Consider the following 13,791-nt stretch of genomic DNA (forward strand, 5'->3'; position numbering starts at 1 on the left):
GAAACCAAGGAAACCGACCATGGCCGACAAGCGAGTCTCTCCCGATGCCTTTGCGGCGCTGCAGGCCCGGTTCGGCCAGCAGTCGAAGAAGGCGCAAGCCTATTACACCGTGATGCACGCGGCGCGTGGCGCGCTTGGCGGCGACGATGCCGCCAGCGCGTGGATGGAACGGCCGCTCGATGCGCTGGCCGGCAAGTCGCCCGCGCAGGCGGTGGCCGAAGGACGCGAACAGGAGGTGCTGGCCCATGCGCGCGCCTTGTAGGGCGCTGCTGGCCCTGGCGGGCGCGCTGGTGGCGGGCCCGGTCGCGGCGGCCGAACCGGCCACCCTGATCTACGCCGGCCGCGTCTTCGACAGCGCGGCGGGACAGATGGTGGGCCCGCGCCTGATCCTGGTGCAGGACGGGCGGATCGCGGAGATCGGATCGGCGCTCGCGGTGCCGCCGGGCACGCGCCGCATCGACCTGCGCGCCTATACCGTGCTGCCGGGCCTGATCGAATCGCACGCCCACCTGCTGGTGGATGGCGCCGAACCCGGCCCCGCGGTCGGCGAATCGCTGCGCGCCCTGCGCGGCGCGGCGCATGCGCGCAGTTATCTCGAAGCCGGCTACACCAGCGTGCGCGACCTCGGCAAGTCGGGGCGCTACGCCGACGTGGCGCTCAAGCGCGCGATCGAGGAGGGCAGCGTGCCCGGTCCGCGCCTGTTCGTCTCCGGCCCGGCGCTGGTGTCGTTCGCGCCGTCCGGCGACCGGCGCGCGGTGCGCGACGCCGAGGATGCGCGCACGGCGGTGCGCGAACATGCGCGCCAGGGCGTGGACCTGATCCGCATCGACGCCGACGGCAGCGCCGAGCAGCCCGCGCTCTCGCTCGAGGAAATGCAGGCCGCCGTGGCCGAAGCCCATGCGGCGCGCCTGAAAGTGACGGCCTTCGCCGCCAGCGACGCGGGCATCGCCCGTGCGTTGGAGGCCGGGGTCGACGCCGTCGAGCAGGGCGAGGGCGCATCGATCGAGACGCTGCGCCGGATGCGCCAGGAGTCGGTGCCGCTGGTGCCGCTGCCGCCCTACGGCGAGCGCCTGCGCCAGGCCAGGGACGAGGGCGTGGCGCTGGCCGCCGGGTCCGACGCCGGCTTCGGCACGGGTGCGCCGCAAGAGCGCGGCGAAGCGGCGCGGCGCGTGCTGCTCGCATGGCGCGAAGCCGGCATGGCGCCGCGCGACGCGCTGCAGGCGGCCACCATCCACGGTGCGCGCCTGCTCGGCGTGCCGGGACTGGGCGTGCTCGACGCTGGCGCCCACGCCGACATCATCGCGGTGCTGGGCGACCCGATGGCCAACCTGGACGCCTTGAACCGGGTGGTGTTCGTGATGAAGGCCGGGCGGCTCGTGAAGGCGCCGGCCCCTTGACGCGCTAGAGCACGCCGAGGAACAGCAGCACCAGCAGGGTCAGCACGGCGGACACCAGGATCGAGCCGAGGCAGCCCAGCTTATTGGAAAAGAACAGGAACATCAGTCGCCCGGCCCTTCGCCGGGCATGGTGTCCGCCATCAGCCGCAGCTCGTCCGGCGTCAGCTCTTCCGGTTTCTTGTCCTTCAGGCCGTCGACGTCCGCCGCCTTCGTTTCATTGCCTTGCCCCGCGTCGTGCGGTTTCTGCTCAGTGCTCATGATTGCCTCCGATTGCGTTCGGAGTCAGTGTGGCACAGAGTTCTTTTCGGCGGCGTCCGCCTAGGCGCGGCCCAGCGCGCGCGCGACACTGTCCGCCAGCTCGGCCAGCTGGAAGGGCTTGCGCAGCAGGATGTCGTCGCCCAGCACCTGCTCGATTGCGTGCATGTCGGCATAGCCGGTGGCGATGATCATCGGGATGCCCGGGTAGACCGCGCGCGCCTGCTGCATGAGCTGGGCGCCGGTGATGCCGGGCATCAGGTAGTCGGTGATGACCAGGTCGGGCCGGTCCCGGGCCAGCGCGCGCAGGCCGGCTTCGCCGTCCGCGGCCTGGATCACCGTGTGGCCGAAGGCTTCGAGCGAGGCGACCACCGATTCGCGCACGAAGGTATCGTCCTCGACCACCAGGATGCGCGCGCCGTCGCGGGTGTGGGGAAGGGTGGCCGGCGCCGCGTCGGACGCCGTCCGCGCCTCGCTGCCGTCCCAGACGCGCAGCCAGATCTCGACGGTGGTCCCGGCCCCCGGCTCGCTGACGATGCGGGCCGCGCCGCCCGACTGCCGCGCCATGCCGTAGACCTGGCTCAGGCCCAGGCCCGTTCCCTTGCCGACTTCCTTGGTGGTGAAGAAGGGCTCGAACACCTTCGCCACCAGTTCCGGCGGCATGCCGGGGCCGTTGTCGGTGACCGCGATGCGCACGTACTCGCCGTCCGGCAGCAGGCCATCCGGCGCTTCGGCCCGGCGGGCGTGGAAGGACAGTTCGCCGCTGCCGTCTTCCATCGCGTCGCGTGCATTGATGGCCAGGTTGAGCAGCGCCATCTCCATCTGGTTGGTGTCGGCCAGCACGCCCGGGCAATCCGGCTCGACCTCGAACGCGAGGCGGATGCCCGAGCCGACCGAGGTGGCGACCAGTTCGCGCACGCCGTCGAACAGGGCGGCGGGATCTGCCTGGCGCAGGTCGAGGTTCTGGTTGCGCGCGAAGGCGAGCAGCTGGCCGGTCAGCTTGCCGCCGCGCTGGCAGGCGCGGCGCGCGATCTCGGCGCGCTGGCGCGCCACCTCGTCTTTCGACAGCATCAGGATCAGGTCCATGCTGCCCTGGACCACGTTGAGCAGGTTGTTGAAGTCGTGGGCGATGCCGCCGGTGAGGCGGCCGATCGCTTCCATCTTCTGCAGCTGCACCATGGCCTGCTGCACTCGTTCGCGTTCGATGACTTCGTTCATCAGGCGGTCGTTGGCCTGGGCCAGCGCACGGGTGCGTTCCTCGATGCGCGACTCCAGCGTTTCGTTCAGGCTGAGCAGGTCCTGGCGGCTCTGGCGCAGGCTGGCGGCGCCGGCTTCGCGTTCGGCCAGCAGGTCGCGCGCCTGGTACTGGCGGCGGCGCGCGCGCAGGGCCGAATTGGCCGCGCTGCGCAGGGTCTGGGCGTTCAAGGGCCGTTCCAGCAGGATGATGTTGCCCAGCTGGTCGAGGCGGGCGCGCGCGCCGTCGGGCGGCAGGCCGACCTGGCGCGCCAGCAGGATCACGAAGGGGAAGTCGGACCACGGTTGCTGGCGCGCCAGCCAGGCGTAGAGGGGCGCGGCGTCGGCCTCGTACAGCGCTTCCTCGGCGACCAGGGCGGTGCCGGCGCCTTCGCCGATCGCGGCGGTGAGGGCGGTCAGGTCCGGCACTACCTTGCACATGGAGCCGCCCGGCGCCAGGACCGAGCACATGACCTCGGCGTCGCGTCCGCGCGGCGCCAGGATCAGGATGCGCTGGTCGTGCGGGCTAGCTGTCCGCATCCGTTGCGGGCGCCATCATGGGCGTGGAGCCGCGGTAGCTCGGCAGGCCGGTGAGCACGCCGTCGAAACCCTCCAGCGCTTCGCCGATCCGGATGCCGTTGCGGCCCAGCTGCAGCTCGTGGATGGTGAGCGCATGCTCGGCGGCGCGGCTCTTGATGACCGTGACGGCGCGGCGCAGGCGGCCGTTCGATTCGAAGAAGCGCATCAGGATCGTGCCGTCGCTCAGGTAGCTCAGGTCGACGTCCGACTTCACGTCGCCGATCATGCCGTGCTGGCCCAGCACCAGCAGCGTGGTCACGCCCTGCTGGTTCAGGTAGGACAGCAGTTCGTGCATCTGCAGGACCAGGAACTGCTCGCCCGGCATCGCCTGCAGGTAGGCGTTCAGGCTGTCGATGACGATGAAATCGGCTTTGCGCTGCTCGACGGCGTCGCGCAGCATCTGGGCGAACTCGCCCGGCGCCAGCTCGGCCGGGTCGATGTGCTGGATCAGGAACTGGCCGCTGTCGGCGTAGGGGCGCAGGTCCATGCCGAGCGCCAGGCTGCGCGCGAAGAAGGTGCCGAGGCCTTCGTCGAACAGGTAGAAGGCGGCCTTTTCGCCGCGCTCCAGTGAGGTGAGCAGGCAGCGCGTCGCGACCGTGGTCTTGCCGATCCCGGAAGGGCCGACGATCAGGGTGTTGGTGCCGCGCACCAGGCCGCCCCCCAGCAGGGCGTCGATGCCGCTCGAGCCGGTGGCGCGCACCGCCGGCACGAAGTCGCGCAGGTGTTCGGCCGCCACCAGGCGCGGGAACATCGTGATGCCGCCGGTGTTCAGGGTGTAGTCGTGGTAGCCGCCGCGGAAGCGGATGCCGCGCATCTTGACGATGTTGACGCGGCGGCGCTCCTTGCCGAATTCCTTGGCGATCTGCTCCAGGCTGATGACGCCGTGGGCGATCGAGTGCAGGTGCTGGTCGGACTGGCTGGTCTTGTCGTCCAGGAGCAGCACGGTGCAGCTGCGCGCCGTGAAGAACTGCTTGAGCGCGAGGATCTGGCGCCGGTAGCGCAGCGGGTTCTGCGCCAGCAGACGCATCTCCGACAGGCTGTCGAACACCACGCGCACGGGCTTGACTGCATCCACCCGGTCCATCACGTTGCGGGTGGTCTCGCCCAGTTCGACTTCGGAAGGGTGGAACACCGACTGCTGGGCGTCGATGTCGAGCGCGGCTTCGCCTGCCAGTTCGAATACGTCCAGCGCATCGATCGACCAGCCGTGGCTTCGCGCCACCGCCGCCAGTTCGTCGGCCGTTTCGGACAGGGTGATGTAGAGGCCGGCATCGCCCCTGGCGGCGCCGTCGAGCAGGAACTGCAGGCCGAGCGTGGTCTTGCCGGCGCCGGGCGAGCCCTCCACCAGGTAGACGCGCTGGGGCGTCAGCCCGCCGTTGAGGATGTCGTCGAGGCCGGCGATGCCGGTGGAGATGCGTGCGGGTGCAACGGTGTTCATGTAACCCTGTCGAAGTACGATGAGTGGGTCGGGTGTCGGGGACGCGCGACCCGGTCCATTATACGCATGCGCAGGGCTGCATTGCCATCGTTGCCGGAACTGAGCGAGGCGCCGGCAGGGCGCCGTGGATCAGAAGCGGTGCGCCAGGCGCGCGAACCAGGCCGCGCCGTTCAGGCCGAACTGCACGCTCTCGTACTTGAAGCCGTTGTCGGTCTCGTTCGGGTCTTGCGCGGTCGGCTTCACGTCGAAGATGTTGGTGCCGCCGAGCGTGAGCTTGGTTTTCTCGGTGAAGGCCCAGGTGAAGGAAAGGTCGGCCGAGGTCTTCGCCTCGTAATACTGGTTCGGCACCGGCGGGCCCGAGAAGGTGCCCAGGGTCTGCGGGCCGAAGTGGACGATGCGCAGCCCGGTCTCGAGCTTGCCCAGGGTGTGGTCGAAGCCGAGGGTGGCCTTGCGGCGCGGCGCGCCTTCCTCGATGAACAGGCGCTCGCGCTCGGACAGCAGCACGTCCTCGAAGCCGGCCAGGGAGCTCGGCGCATGCACGCCTTTCACCTCGGTCTTCCCGAAATTCATGGCCAGGAAGGCGTTCAGCTTGCCGGCGCCGACATCCATGCGGTGCGACATGGTGATGTCCAGGCCTTGCGTCCTGGTGTCGACCGAGTTGACGAAGAACTGCGCCTGGCCCACGCCCAGCTGCTGCAGGGTCGCGCCCAGCGCCGGGTAGTTCTCGGCGTCGAAGCGGCCCGACAGCACGATGCGGTCGTCGATGTCGATGCGGTACAGGTCGGCCGTGATCGAGGTCGACTGGGTCGGGGTGAAGGTCAGGCCCAGGGTGAAGCTCTTCGACTGCTCGTCCTTCAGGGCCGGGATGCCGGCGGCATTGGCGACGCGGCCGCCGCTCGGCGCCAGCACCACGTCGAGCGGCTGGCCGTTGACGAAGTCGGTGAAGGTCGACGAGAAGTAAGCCTGCTGCAGCGAAGGCGCGCGGAAGCCCGTGCTCGCGGATCCGCGCAGCAGCACACTTGTGTTGATTCGGTATGCGCCGGCCAGCTTGCCGGTCGTGGTCGAGCCGAAGTCCGAATAGCGCTCGTGGCGCAGCGCGGTCTGCAGCTTGAAGCGCTCGGTCAGGTCGGTCTCGATGTCGAGGTAGGCGGCGCTCGAGTGGCGGTCGGCGTCGGTCTGGTCGCCCGGCTGGAAGCCCGGGAAGCCCTGGCTGCCGGCATTGCCGCCGAAGCCGACGCCGTCGGCGTCGATCCAGGAACCCGTTTCGCCGGCGAAGATCTTGTAGTTCTCGCGGCGGTGTTCGAAGCCGAAGGCGACGTTCATGCCGTTCGCGATCCCGTTGTAGAAGCGCGAGAAGTCCAGGTTGGTGGTGGCCTGGCGGAAGGAGAAGCCGCCGGCGTCAAAGCTGTTGGCGCTGGTGGCGGGGCGGCCGGCCAGCAAATTCTGGTTCGCGATCGAGGCGTTGAGCGTGTTCGCGATGGTGTACATCAGGCGGTTGTAGCCGTAGGTCTGCGACAGGTCGGCATTCCATTCGCCGGCCTGGAAGCGGTAGCCCACGGTGCCCCAGCGGTCGTCGACGTCGCCGTTGATGAAGGGGACGAAGCCGTCCGGGTACATGGCGGCCGAATTGCGCGAGGGGATGTCCTCGGAGCCGATGCCTTCGCGCGCCCAGGCGGCCGACGAGGCGTCGCGGCGCTGGGCGCCGGCGGTGACGTAGAGCTTCCCGCCCGCGGCCGGGAATTCGCCGTTCAGGTAGATGGTCTGGTTCTGCGACTTGGTGTCGCCGATGATGCGCGGGCTGTCGGCCTCGGCGCGGTTGGAGCGGCCGCGGTCGTAGTATTCGCCGGTAATGCCCAGCACCCCGCCGCCCACGGCCACGCCGCAGTAGGCCGAGGCCAGCCAGTTCTCGCCGTCGCCCTCGGTGTACTTGCCGTAGCCCGCCACCGATTCGCAGCCCAGGCTTTTCTTGAGTTCGACGTTGATCACGCCGGCGATCGCGTCCGAGCCGTACTGCGCGGCGGCGCCGTCGCGCAGCACCTGCACGTTGCGGATCGCCATCAGCGGGATCGCATTCATGTCGGTGCCGGTGTTGCCGCGGTTGCGCGCGCCGAACAGGTTGACCAGGGCGACCGTGTGGCGGCGCTTGCCGTTCACCAGCACCAGGGTCTGGTCCGAACCGAGCCCGCGCAGGGCGGCCGAGTCGACCAGGTCGGCGCCGTCGGCGCCGGTCTGGCGGGTCGAGTTGAAGGAAGGGGAGACGTTGTTCAGCACCTGGGCCAGGTCGAACTGGCCGCCCTGTTCGGTGGCCTTGGTCATCGGGATGAAGTCGACCGGGACCGGGGTGTCGGTGGACGAGGCGTTGCCGACGCGGCGCGAACCGACCACGCTCACGCTCGGGATGAAGCCCTCCGGGTTCCGCGTGGTGGGTGCGGTGGGGGCGTCCGTGGTCTGCGCCTGGGCGGCGGGGGCGAAAGCGAGGGCGCTGCCGTAGAGGGCGAGCAGCACGGCATGCGGTAACAGTCTCAGTTTGAACACGGAACTCTCCAGGGGCAAAATTGAATATTAATCAATTCAGCTCCGTGCCAACATGAGGCTGTAACGTTAACGCAACGTTGTCACCAAATAACTAAAATCTATAGAACAACCGTGCTATTTTGGTGCGATCCTGCACCACTCTGGACGTAAAAAACCGCGGTGCCGGTGCAGACCGGGACCGCGGTTTTACCGTTTGAATCTGATCAGCCACGTCGTTCCGGGACTAGGCGTCCCCCTTGGCCGGAACCCAAGTTTGCGGGCGTCTCGACTGCGCTGGCAAAATTGGGCACCGGCCTGCGCCGGTGCGACGGTCTTTGGGCTGGTGGTCAAGGCTTCTTTGCTTCGTCCTTCGGCCACGCCACACCCGTCCACGCCGCATTCATCGACTGCTGCGTCGCGCTGGTCTTGTCCAGCGCCTTGACCTTGGCCTTGCCCTTCGGCTGCAGCACCGGGGTGACCGGCAGTTCGACCAGTTCGTCGCGGCGGAACAGGTGGACCTTGAACGGGCCGGCTTTCGAGAGCGACATCTTGTCGCCGATGTCCTTGCTCGACACGCGCAGGCCGTTCACCGCCAGCAGGGTGTCGCCCGCGACCACGCCGGCCTTCCATGCCGGGCTGTCGCGCTCGACCACCATCACCACGGCCGGGTCGCCGTCGCGCAGGGTCCAGCCGGCCCACCATTCCTGCTTCTGCTCGGCGTCCTTCGGCACGTCGATCAGCTTCTGCAGGCCGACTTGCGCCAGCAGGGTCTCGAACGGGATCTCGGCGGTGCCGTCCACGTACTGGGCCCACCAGCCTTCCCAAGCCTGGCCGCTGACCGAACGCAGCGCGGCCAGCACGGCCGGCACGTCGTAGCCGCCCTGGGCGGTCGAATGCTTCGCGAACAGGATGCGGTGCACGTCTTCCAGGCCCTTCTTCGCATTGGTCTGGCGGCGCAGCTCGATGTCCATCATCAGCGCCAGCAGCTGGCCTTTCGAGTAGATGTTGACCGAGGCGTTGCGCGCGCGCTCGCCGCCGACCGCGATCCATTCGTCGAAGCTGGAGTCCGCCGCGCTTTGCTGGAAGCGGCCCGGCTGGTGCTGGTAGTCGTCGATCAGCTTCGCGTACTCTTCGTAGAACTCGTCGCGCTTGACCAGGCCGGCGCGCAGCACGATCAGCTCTTCGAAGTAGGAGGTGTGGCCTTCGGCGACCCACAGCAGGCGGTTGTAGTTCTCGTTCTGGTAGTCGTAGGGGACCATCTCCTTCGGACGGTAGGCCTTGACGTTCCAGGTGTGATAGAACTCGTGGGCGGCCACGCGCAGGAAGCCCTGGTAGGCCTTGCGCGGCGCGAAGGTCCAGCGCGGCTTCTGGATCACGGTGGAGTTGGCGTGCTCGGTGGCGCCGCCGGCGCCGTCGGTGGCGTGGACGATGAAGAGGTAGCGCTGGAACGGGTACTTGCCGTCGTAGAGCTTCGCGGTCTCGGCGACGATCTTCTTCAGGTCGGTCATCATCTGCTTGCCGTCGTGGTTGCCGCGGCCCCAGATGGCGAGTTCGATGGTGCGGCCATCGACCTTGTCGGTGTAGAACTCGTGCAGGCCGGTCTCGATCGGCGCGTCGATCAGCACGTCGTAGTCGGCGGCGACGAAGCAGTGGTCGCAGTTACCCGCATCCATGCCCGAGCGCGACTTCCAGCCCTGCGGCACGTCCAGCTTGACGTTGACCTTCTCCTTGCGGAACGGGGCGGCGTAGACGAACACGCCGCTGGCGTCGAGGTAGGCGTGGGTGTCGTCGATGTGGCGGGTGCGCTCGCCCAGGGTGTTCGCATACAGCTCGTACTGCACGGTGACCGCGTCGCCCGGCTTCGTCTTGACTTGCCAGGTGCCCTTGTCGGTCTTCTCGACCGGCAGCGCCGCGCCCTTGGCGTCGAAGGCCTTGAACAGGCGCACGCCGTTGGCCAGGTTCAGCATGTTGTAGCGGCCGGTGCGCCAGTTCGGCATCGAGACGTCGAGCGTGGCGCCCTGCGTGGCCGGGAAGGTGGCGCGCACTTCGGCCAGGTGCTGGGCGGCGTCGGTGATCTTCAGCTGGTAGTCGACGTCGGCGCGCGCGGTGGCGCTGGCGCCGAGGAGAAGCAGGGGGAGGGCGTAGGCAAGGAAGGTAGGTTTCATGTCCGCTCTGTGGTATGCGTCCGGGATGGGCGCTTTATTGTGCGCGAAAGTGTATACCAGCTTGCCGGGGGCGAACAGGCAAATTTCCCTGTAAGTACGGGCGGCGTTGCGGATTCAGCGTCCGGCGAGGGAGGTCACGATGGCCGCCGTTTCGGCGCGTCCGCCCACCAGGATGGCGCCGTCTTCGATGCGGGTGGCGATCAGACAGGACTGGCCTGTCGCGCGCCCCTGCAGCAGCACGAGTCCCTGCCCGAGCAGGGCCGTGAGCGCACCGGCGGCGACACCGGTGGCCCCGTCTTCGAGCAGGGGATCGAGGTGATTGAAATTGCGGCCCTCGAAGCGCCCGTCTGGCCGGCGGCACCAGGCATAGACGCCGTTGATGCCCGCTTCCTTGCCCCAGGCCGTGATGGCTTGCAGGTCTGGGCGCAGGCCGTGCAGGGTGGCGGCGTCCGGCACTTCGACCAGCAGCTTGGGGCTGCCGATCGAGGCCACGCGCGGCGTCGACGCGGGTGTCAAGCCCGGCATGGCGAGCAGGCGTGCAGGCAGGCTTGCTTCGAGCGCGGGCTGGACCACGTCCAGTGCCTGCAGCCGGATGAAGAAGGCGTCGCCATCGCGCGCCAGTTCCAGCCGCTGGCCACGCATCGCCGTCGTCACTGCGAGCAGGGGCGCATCGGGCCGGCGCGCGAACAGCACATGGGCCACGGCCAGCGTCGCATGCAGGCACAAGGGGCTGCGGGCATGGGGATAGTGGAAGTCGACGACGTCGCCATCGAGGAAGACGCAGGTGGTGTTGCGGGAACGGGCGAAGGCGCGGCGCGCTTCGTTGCCTGACGCATCGCCTTCGATGACGAGGGCCGGATTGCCGTCGCCCGGGCGCTCTCCGAAACACTTCAATGCATGGACCTGCATGGCTTTCCTCTTGTTGTGCGACACGCGTCGGTTATACTGTGTTTTTATACAGTATTGCTACTTTGACTGCATTGTAGCGCCTTTGCTCCAGCCTTGCCGATGACCGATCCGTTCCAGCCGCCCAACCAGGTGCTTCCGCCGTATGCGGAGCTGTTCTGCCTGTCGAACTTCTCCTTCCTCGAGGGAGCGTCGCATGCGGAGGAACTGGTGGCGCGGGCGGTGCAGCTCGATTATTTCGCGCTGGCCCTCACCGACGAATGCTCGCTGGCCGGCGTGGTGCGCGCCCATGCCGAAGCGAAGAAGGCCGGCCTGCCGCTGGTGATCGGCGCCCATTTTCACCTGAAGCACCGCGACGGCAGCCCGGCCCTGTCGCTGATCCTGCTGGCGCAGAACCGCAACGGCTACGGCAACCTGGCCGAGTTCATCACCCTGGGCCGCACCCGCGCCGACAAGGGCAGCTACTTTCTCACACCGGAAGACCTGGCCGACCCCGCGCCGGCGTATGCCCACCTGCGCCACATGCCCGACTGCCTGGCGATCCTGCTGCCGGCCTATCCGGGCCACGAAGCGCAGGACGTCGACCGCCTGCACGCGCAGGCCGCCTGGATCGCCAACACCTTCCCGGGCCGCGCCTGGCTCGGCCTGACCCTGCTGCACCGCGCTTTTGATGAGGCGCACCGCGCCACGGTGGAAGAAGTCGGCTGGCAGCACGGCTTGCCGATCACGGCGCTCGGCCACGTGACGATGCATGTGCGATCGAGGAAGCCCTTGCAGGACACGCTCACCGCCACGCGCCTGAAAAAGCCGGTGGCCGAATGCGGCTACGGCCTGGCGCAGAACGCCGAGCAGCACCTGCGCGCGCGGCTGCGCCTGGCGAACATCCATTCGCGCGAGGCGCTGGCCGAAACGGTGCGCATCGCGCGCCTGTGCACCTTCTCGCTCGACGAGCTGCGCTACGAATATCCGGACGAGGTGGTCCCGCCCGGCCACGACGCCACCAGCTACCTGCGCCTGGAAACCTGGATCGGCGCGCACCGGCGCTTCCGCGACGGCATCCCGGCCAAGGTGCAGGCCCAGATCGAACACGAGCTGGCGCTGATCGCCGAGATGAAGTACGAGCACTACTTCCTCACCGTCTACGACATCGTGCGCTTCGCGCGCTCCCAGCACATCCTCTGCCAGGGACGCGGCTCGGCTGCCAATTCGGCGGTGTGCTACTGCCTCGGCATCACCGAGGTCGACCCGGCGCGCGCCAGCCTGCTGTTCGAGCGCTTCATCTCGCGCGAGCGCAACGAGCCGCCCGACATCGACGTCGACTTCGAGCACCAGCGGCGCGAAGAAGTCATCCAGTACATCTATCAAAAATACGGGCGCGAGCGGGCCGCGCTGGCGGCGGTCGTGATCAGCTACCGCCCGAAAAGCGCGCTGCGCGACAGCGGCCGCGCGCTCGGCATCGATCTCGCCATCGTCGAGAAGGTGGCCAAGACCCACCACTGGTTCGACAGCCGCGCCGACCTGCTGGGACGCCTGGCCGAAGCCGGCCTGGACCCGGAATCGCGCCTGGCGCAGCAGTGGGCGATCCTGGCCGAGAAGCTGCTGAACTTCCCGCGCCACCTGTCGCAACATCCGGGCGGCTTCGTCATCGCGCGCGGCAAGCTCTCGCGCCTGGTGCCGATCGAGAACGCCACCATGGCGGACCGCAGCGTGATCCAGTGGGACAAGAACGACCTCGAGGAACTCGGCCTCATGAAAGTCGACGTGCTGGCGCTGGGCATGCTGTCGATGATGCGGCGCGGCCTGGAACTGGTCGGCCAGCGCCACGGCAACCTGTTCGAGATGCAGGACATCCCGGCCGACGACGTCGCCACCTACGACATGATCTGCGCGGCCGATACCGTCGGCGTGTTCCAGATCGAGTCGCGCGCCCAGATGAGCATGTTGCCGCGCATGCGGCCACGCCGCTTCTACGACCTGGTGATCGAGGTGGCGGTGGTGCGCCCGGGGCCGATCCAGGGCGGCATGGTCCATCCCTATCTTCAGCGGCGCCAGGGCTTCGAGCCGGTCGTGTATCCGAGCCCCGAGATGAAGGTGGCGCTCGAGCGCACGCTGGGCGTGCCGATCTTCCAGGAGCAGGTGATGCAGGTGGCGATCCTCGGCGCCGGCTTCACGCCGGGCGAGGCCGACCAGCTGCGCCGCGCGATGGCGGCCTGGAAGCGCAAGGGCGGGCTGGAGAAATACTACGAGCGCATCGTGAAGGGCATGCTGGAGCGCGGCTACACGCTCGAATTCGCGGAAGCCATCTTCAGCCAGATCCAGGGCTTCGGCGAATACGGCTTTCCCGAGTCGCACGCGGCCAGCTTCGCGCTGCTGGCCTATGCCAGTTCCTGGCTCAAGTGCCACGAGCCGGCCGCTTTCCTGTGCGCGCTGCTCAACAGCCAGCCGATGGGTTTCTACAGCCCTTCGCAGCTGGTGCAGGACGCGCGCCGCCACGGCATCGAGGTGCGTCCGGTGGACGTGGCCATCAGCGGCTGGGATTCGACCCTGGAAGAATACGACCCGGTCGACCGGTCGCGCCAGCCGGCGGTGCGCCTCGGGCTCTCGCTGCAGCGCGGGCTGAAGCAGGAAGCGGCCAGCCGCATCGAGGATGCGCGCGCGATCCGCCCTTTCGACAGCGTGGCCGACCTGGCGCGCCGCGCCCATCTGGACCGCGCCGACCTGCAGGTGCTGGCCGCGGCGAATGCCCTGCGTTCGCTGGCGGGGAACCGGCGCGAAGCGCTGTGGCAGGCCGTGGGCGCGGTGCCGGACCGCGACCTGCTGCGTCCGACCACGCCGCAGGAAGAAGCGCCGCTACTCGCGGCGCCGTCCGAGGCCGACGAGATCGTCGGCGACTACCGTTCGCAAGGTCTCACCCTCGGCCGCCATCCGCTGGCCCTGCTGCGCGACAGCCTGCTGGCCAAGCGCTTCATGCCGGCGTCCACCCTGATGGACTACGCCGACGGCCAGCTGGCGCGCGCCTGCGGCCTGGTGACGGTGCGCCAGCGCCCCGGCACCGCCAAGGGCGTGCTGTTCGTGACCCTGGAAGACGAGACCGGGAACGTCAACGTGATCGTCTGGCCGACCCTGGTCGAGCAGCAGCGGCGCGAGGTGCTGAACGCGCCGCTGCTGGGCGTGTACGGCGTGTGGCAGCGCCAGGGCGAGGTGTGCCACCTGGTGGCCAAGCGCCTGGTCGACATGTCGCACCTGCTGGGCAGGCTGCGCGCGCCGAGCCGCGATTTCTGCTGATTCCTCTCAAGGCACACGG

The 13,791-nt window shown here is 68.6% G+C and carries 9 protein-coding genes; 3 read left to right on the plus strand and 6 right to left on the minus strand.

Features of this window, described 5'->3' with window-relative positions:
• Positions 1-19: 19 nt before the first annotated feature.
• Positions 20-262, plus strand: coding sequence for an antitoxin Xre/MbcA/ParS toxin-binding domain-containing protein (locus LQ564_RS05685; protein ID WP_231057101.1), 243 nt, complete (start codon positions 20-22; stop codon positions 260-262).
• Entirely contained in the window at positions 246-1,397 is a 1,152-nt protein-coding gene (locus tag LQ564_RS05690; protein ID WP_231057102.1) for an amidohydrolase family protein, read from the plus strand. The genes LQ564_RS05685 and LQ564_RS05690 overlap by 17 nt, the downstream gene beginning before the upstream one ends.
• Positions 1,398-1,499: 102 nt before the next feature.
• Here the strand turns inward: LQ564_RS05690 and LQ564_RS05695 are convergent, their stop codons facing one another.
• From LQ564_RS05695 to LQ564_RS05720, 6 genes are all read right to left on the minus strand, one after another.
• Positions 1,500-1,655 carry a hypothetical protein gene (locus tag LQ564_RS05695; RefSeq protein ID WP_231057103.1) on the minus strand — a complete coding sequence of 52 codons (156 nt, stop codon included), beginning with the start codon at positions 1,653-1,655 and terminating at the stop codon, positions 1,500-1,502.
• Between the two features lie 60 nt (positions 1,656-1,715).
• On the minus strand, positions 1,716-3,425 hold the full coding sequence (locus LQ564_RS05700) for an ATP-binding protein (RefSeq protein WP_231057104.1): 1,710 nt from the start codon (positions 3,423-3,425) through the stop codon (positions 1,716-1,718).
• Complete coding sequence (locus tag LQ564_RS05705) at positions 3,412-4,902, minus strand: ATPase domain-containing protein (protein ID WP_231057105.1); 1,491 nt, start codon at positions 4,900-4,902, stop codon at positions 3,412-3,414. Before LQ564_RS05705 ends, LQ564_RS05700 begins: the two co-directional genes overlap by 14 nt.
• Positions 4,903-5,031: 129 nt before the next feature.
• The gene (locus tag LQ564_RS05710) at positions 5,032-7,437 is read right to left on the minus strand and encodes a TonB-dependent receptor plug domain-containing protein (RefSeq protein WP_231057106.1); all 2,406 of its coding nucleotides are present in this window, start codon (positions 7,435-7,437) and stop codon (positions 5,032-5,034) included.
• 326 nt (positions 7,438-7,763) lie between these two features.
• On the minus strand, positions 7,764-9,581 hold the full coding sequence (locus LQ564_RS05715) for a M61 family metallopeptidase (protein WP_231057107.1): 1,818 nt from the start codon (positions 9,579-9,581) through the stop codon (positions 7,764-7,766).
• 114 nt (positions 9,582-9,695) lie between these two features.
• Positions 9,696-10,490 carry a PhzF family phenazine biosynthesis protein gene (locus LQ564_RS05720; RefSeq protein WP_231057108.1) on the minus strand — a complete coding sequence of 265 codons (795 nt, stop codon included), beginning with the start codon at positions 10,488-10,490 and terminating at the stop codon, positions 9,696-9,698.
• 99 nt (positions 10,491-10,589) lie between these two features.
• On the opposite strand from LQ564_RS05720, the gene LQ564_RS05725 reads away from it, so the two are divergent.
• Entirely contained in the window at positions 10,590-13,772 is a 3,183-nt protein-coding gene (locus LQ564_RS05725; protein WP_231057109.1) for an error-prone DNA polymerase, read from the plus strand.
• The last annotated feature ends 19 nt before the right edge of the window (positions 13,773-13,791 follow it).

Origin of the sequence: Massilia phyllostachyos, from assembly GCF_021044825.1 — a bacterium.
GTDB lineage: Bacteria > Pseudomonadota > Gammaproteobacteria > Burkholderiales > Burkholderiaceae_D > Telluria > Telluria phyllostachyos.

Coding starts and splice junctions, on each gene's coding strand:
- LQ564_RS05705 (WP_231057105.1), bottom strand. CDS start 4,902: ATGAACACCGTTGCACCCGCACGCATCTCCACCGGCATCGCCGGCCTC.
- LQ564_RS05690 (WP_231057102.1), top strand. CDS start 246: ATGCGCGCGCCTTGTAGGGCGCTGCTGGCCCTGGCGGGCGCGCTGGTG.
- LQ564_RS05695 (WP_231057103.1), bottom strand. CDS start 1,655: ATGAGCACTGAGCAGAAACCGCACGACGCGGGGCAAGGCAATGAAACG.
- LQ564_RS05720 (WP_231057108.1), bottom strand. CDS start 10,490: ATGCAGGTCCATGCATTGAAGTGTTTCGGAGAGCGCCCGGGCGACGGC.
- LQ564_RS05715 (WP_231057107.1), bottom strand. CDS start 9,581: ATGAAACCTACCTTCCTTGCCTACGCCCTCCCCCTGCTTCTCCTCGGC.
- LQ564_RS05685 (WP_231057101.1), top strand. CDS start 20: ATGGCCGACAAGCGAGTCTCTCCCGATGCCTTTGCGGCGCTGCAGGCC.
- LQ564_RS05725 (WP_231057109.1), top strand. CDS start 10,590: ATGACCGATCCGTTCCAGCCGCCCAACCAGGTGCTTCCGCCGTATGCG.
- LQ564_RS05700 (WP_231057104.1), bottom strand. CDS start 3,425: ATGCGGACAGCTAGCCCGCACGACCAGCGCATCCTGATCCTGGCGCCG.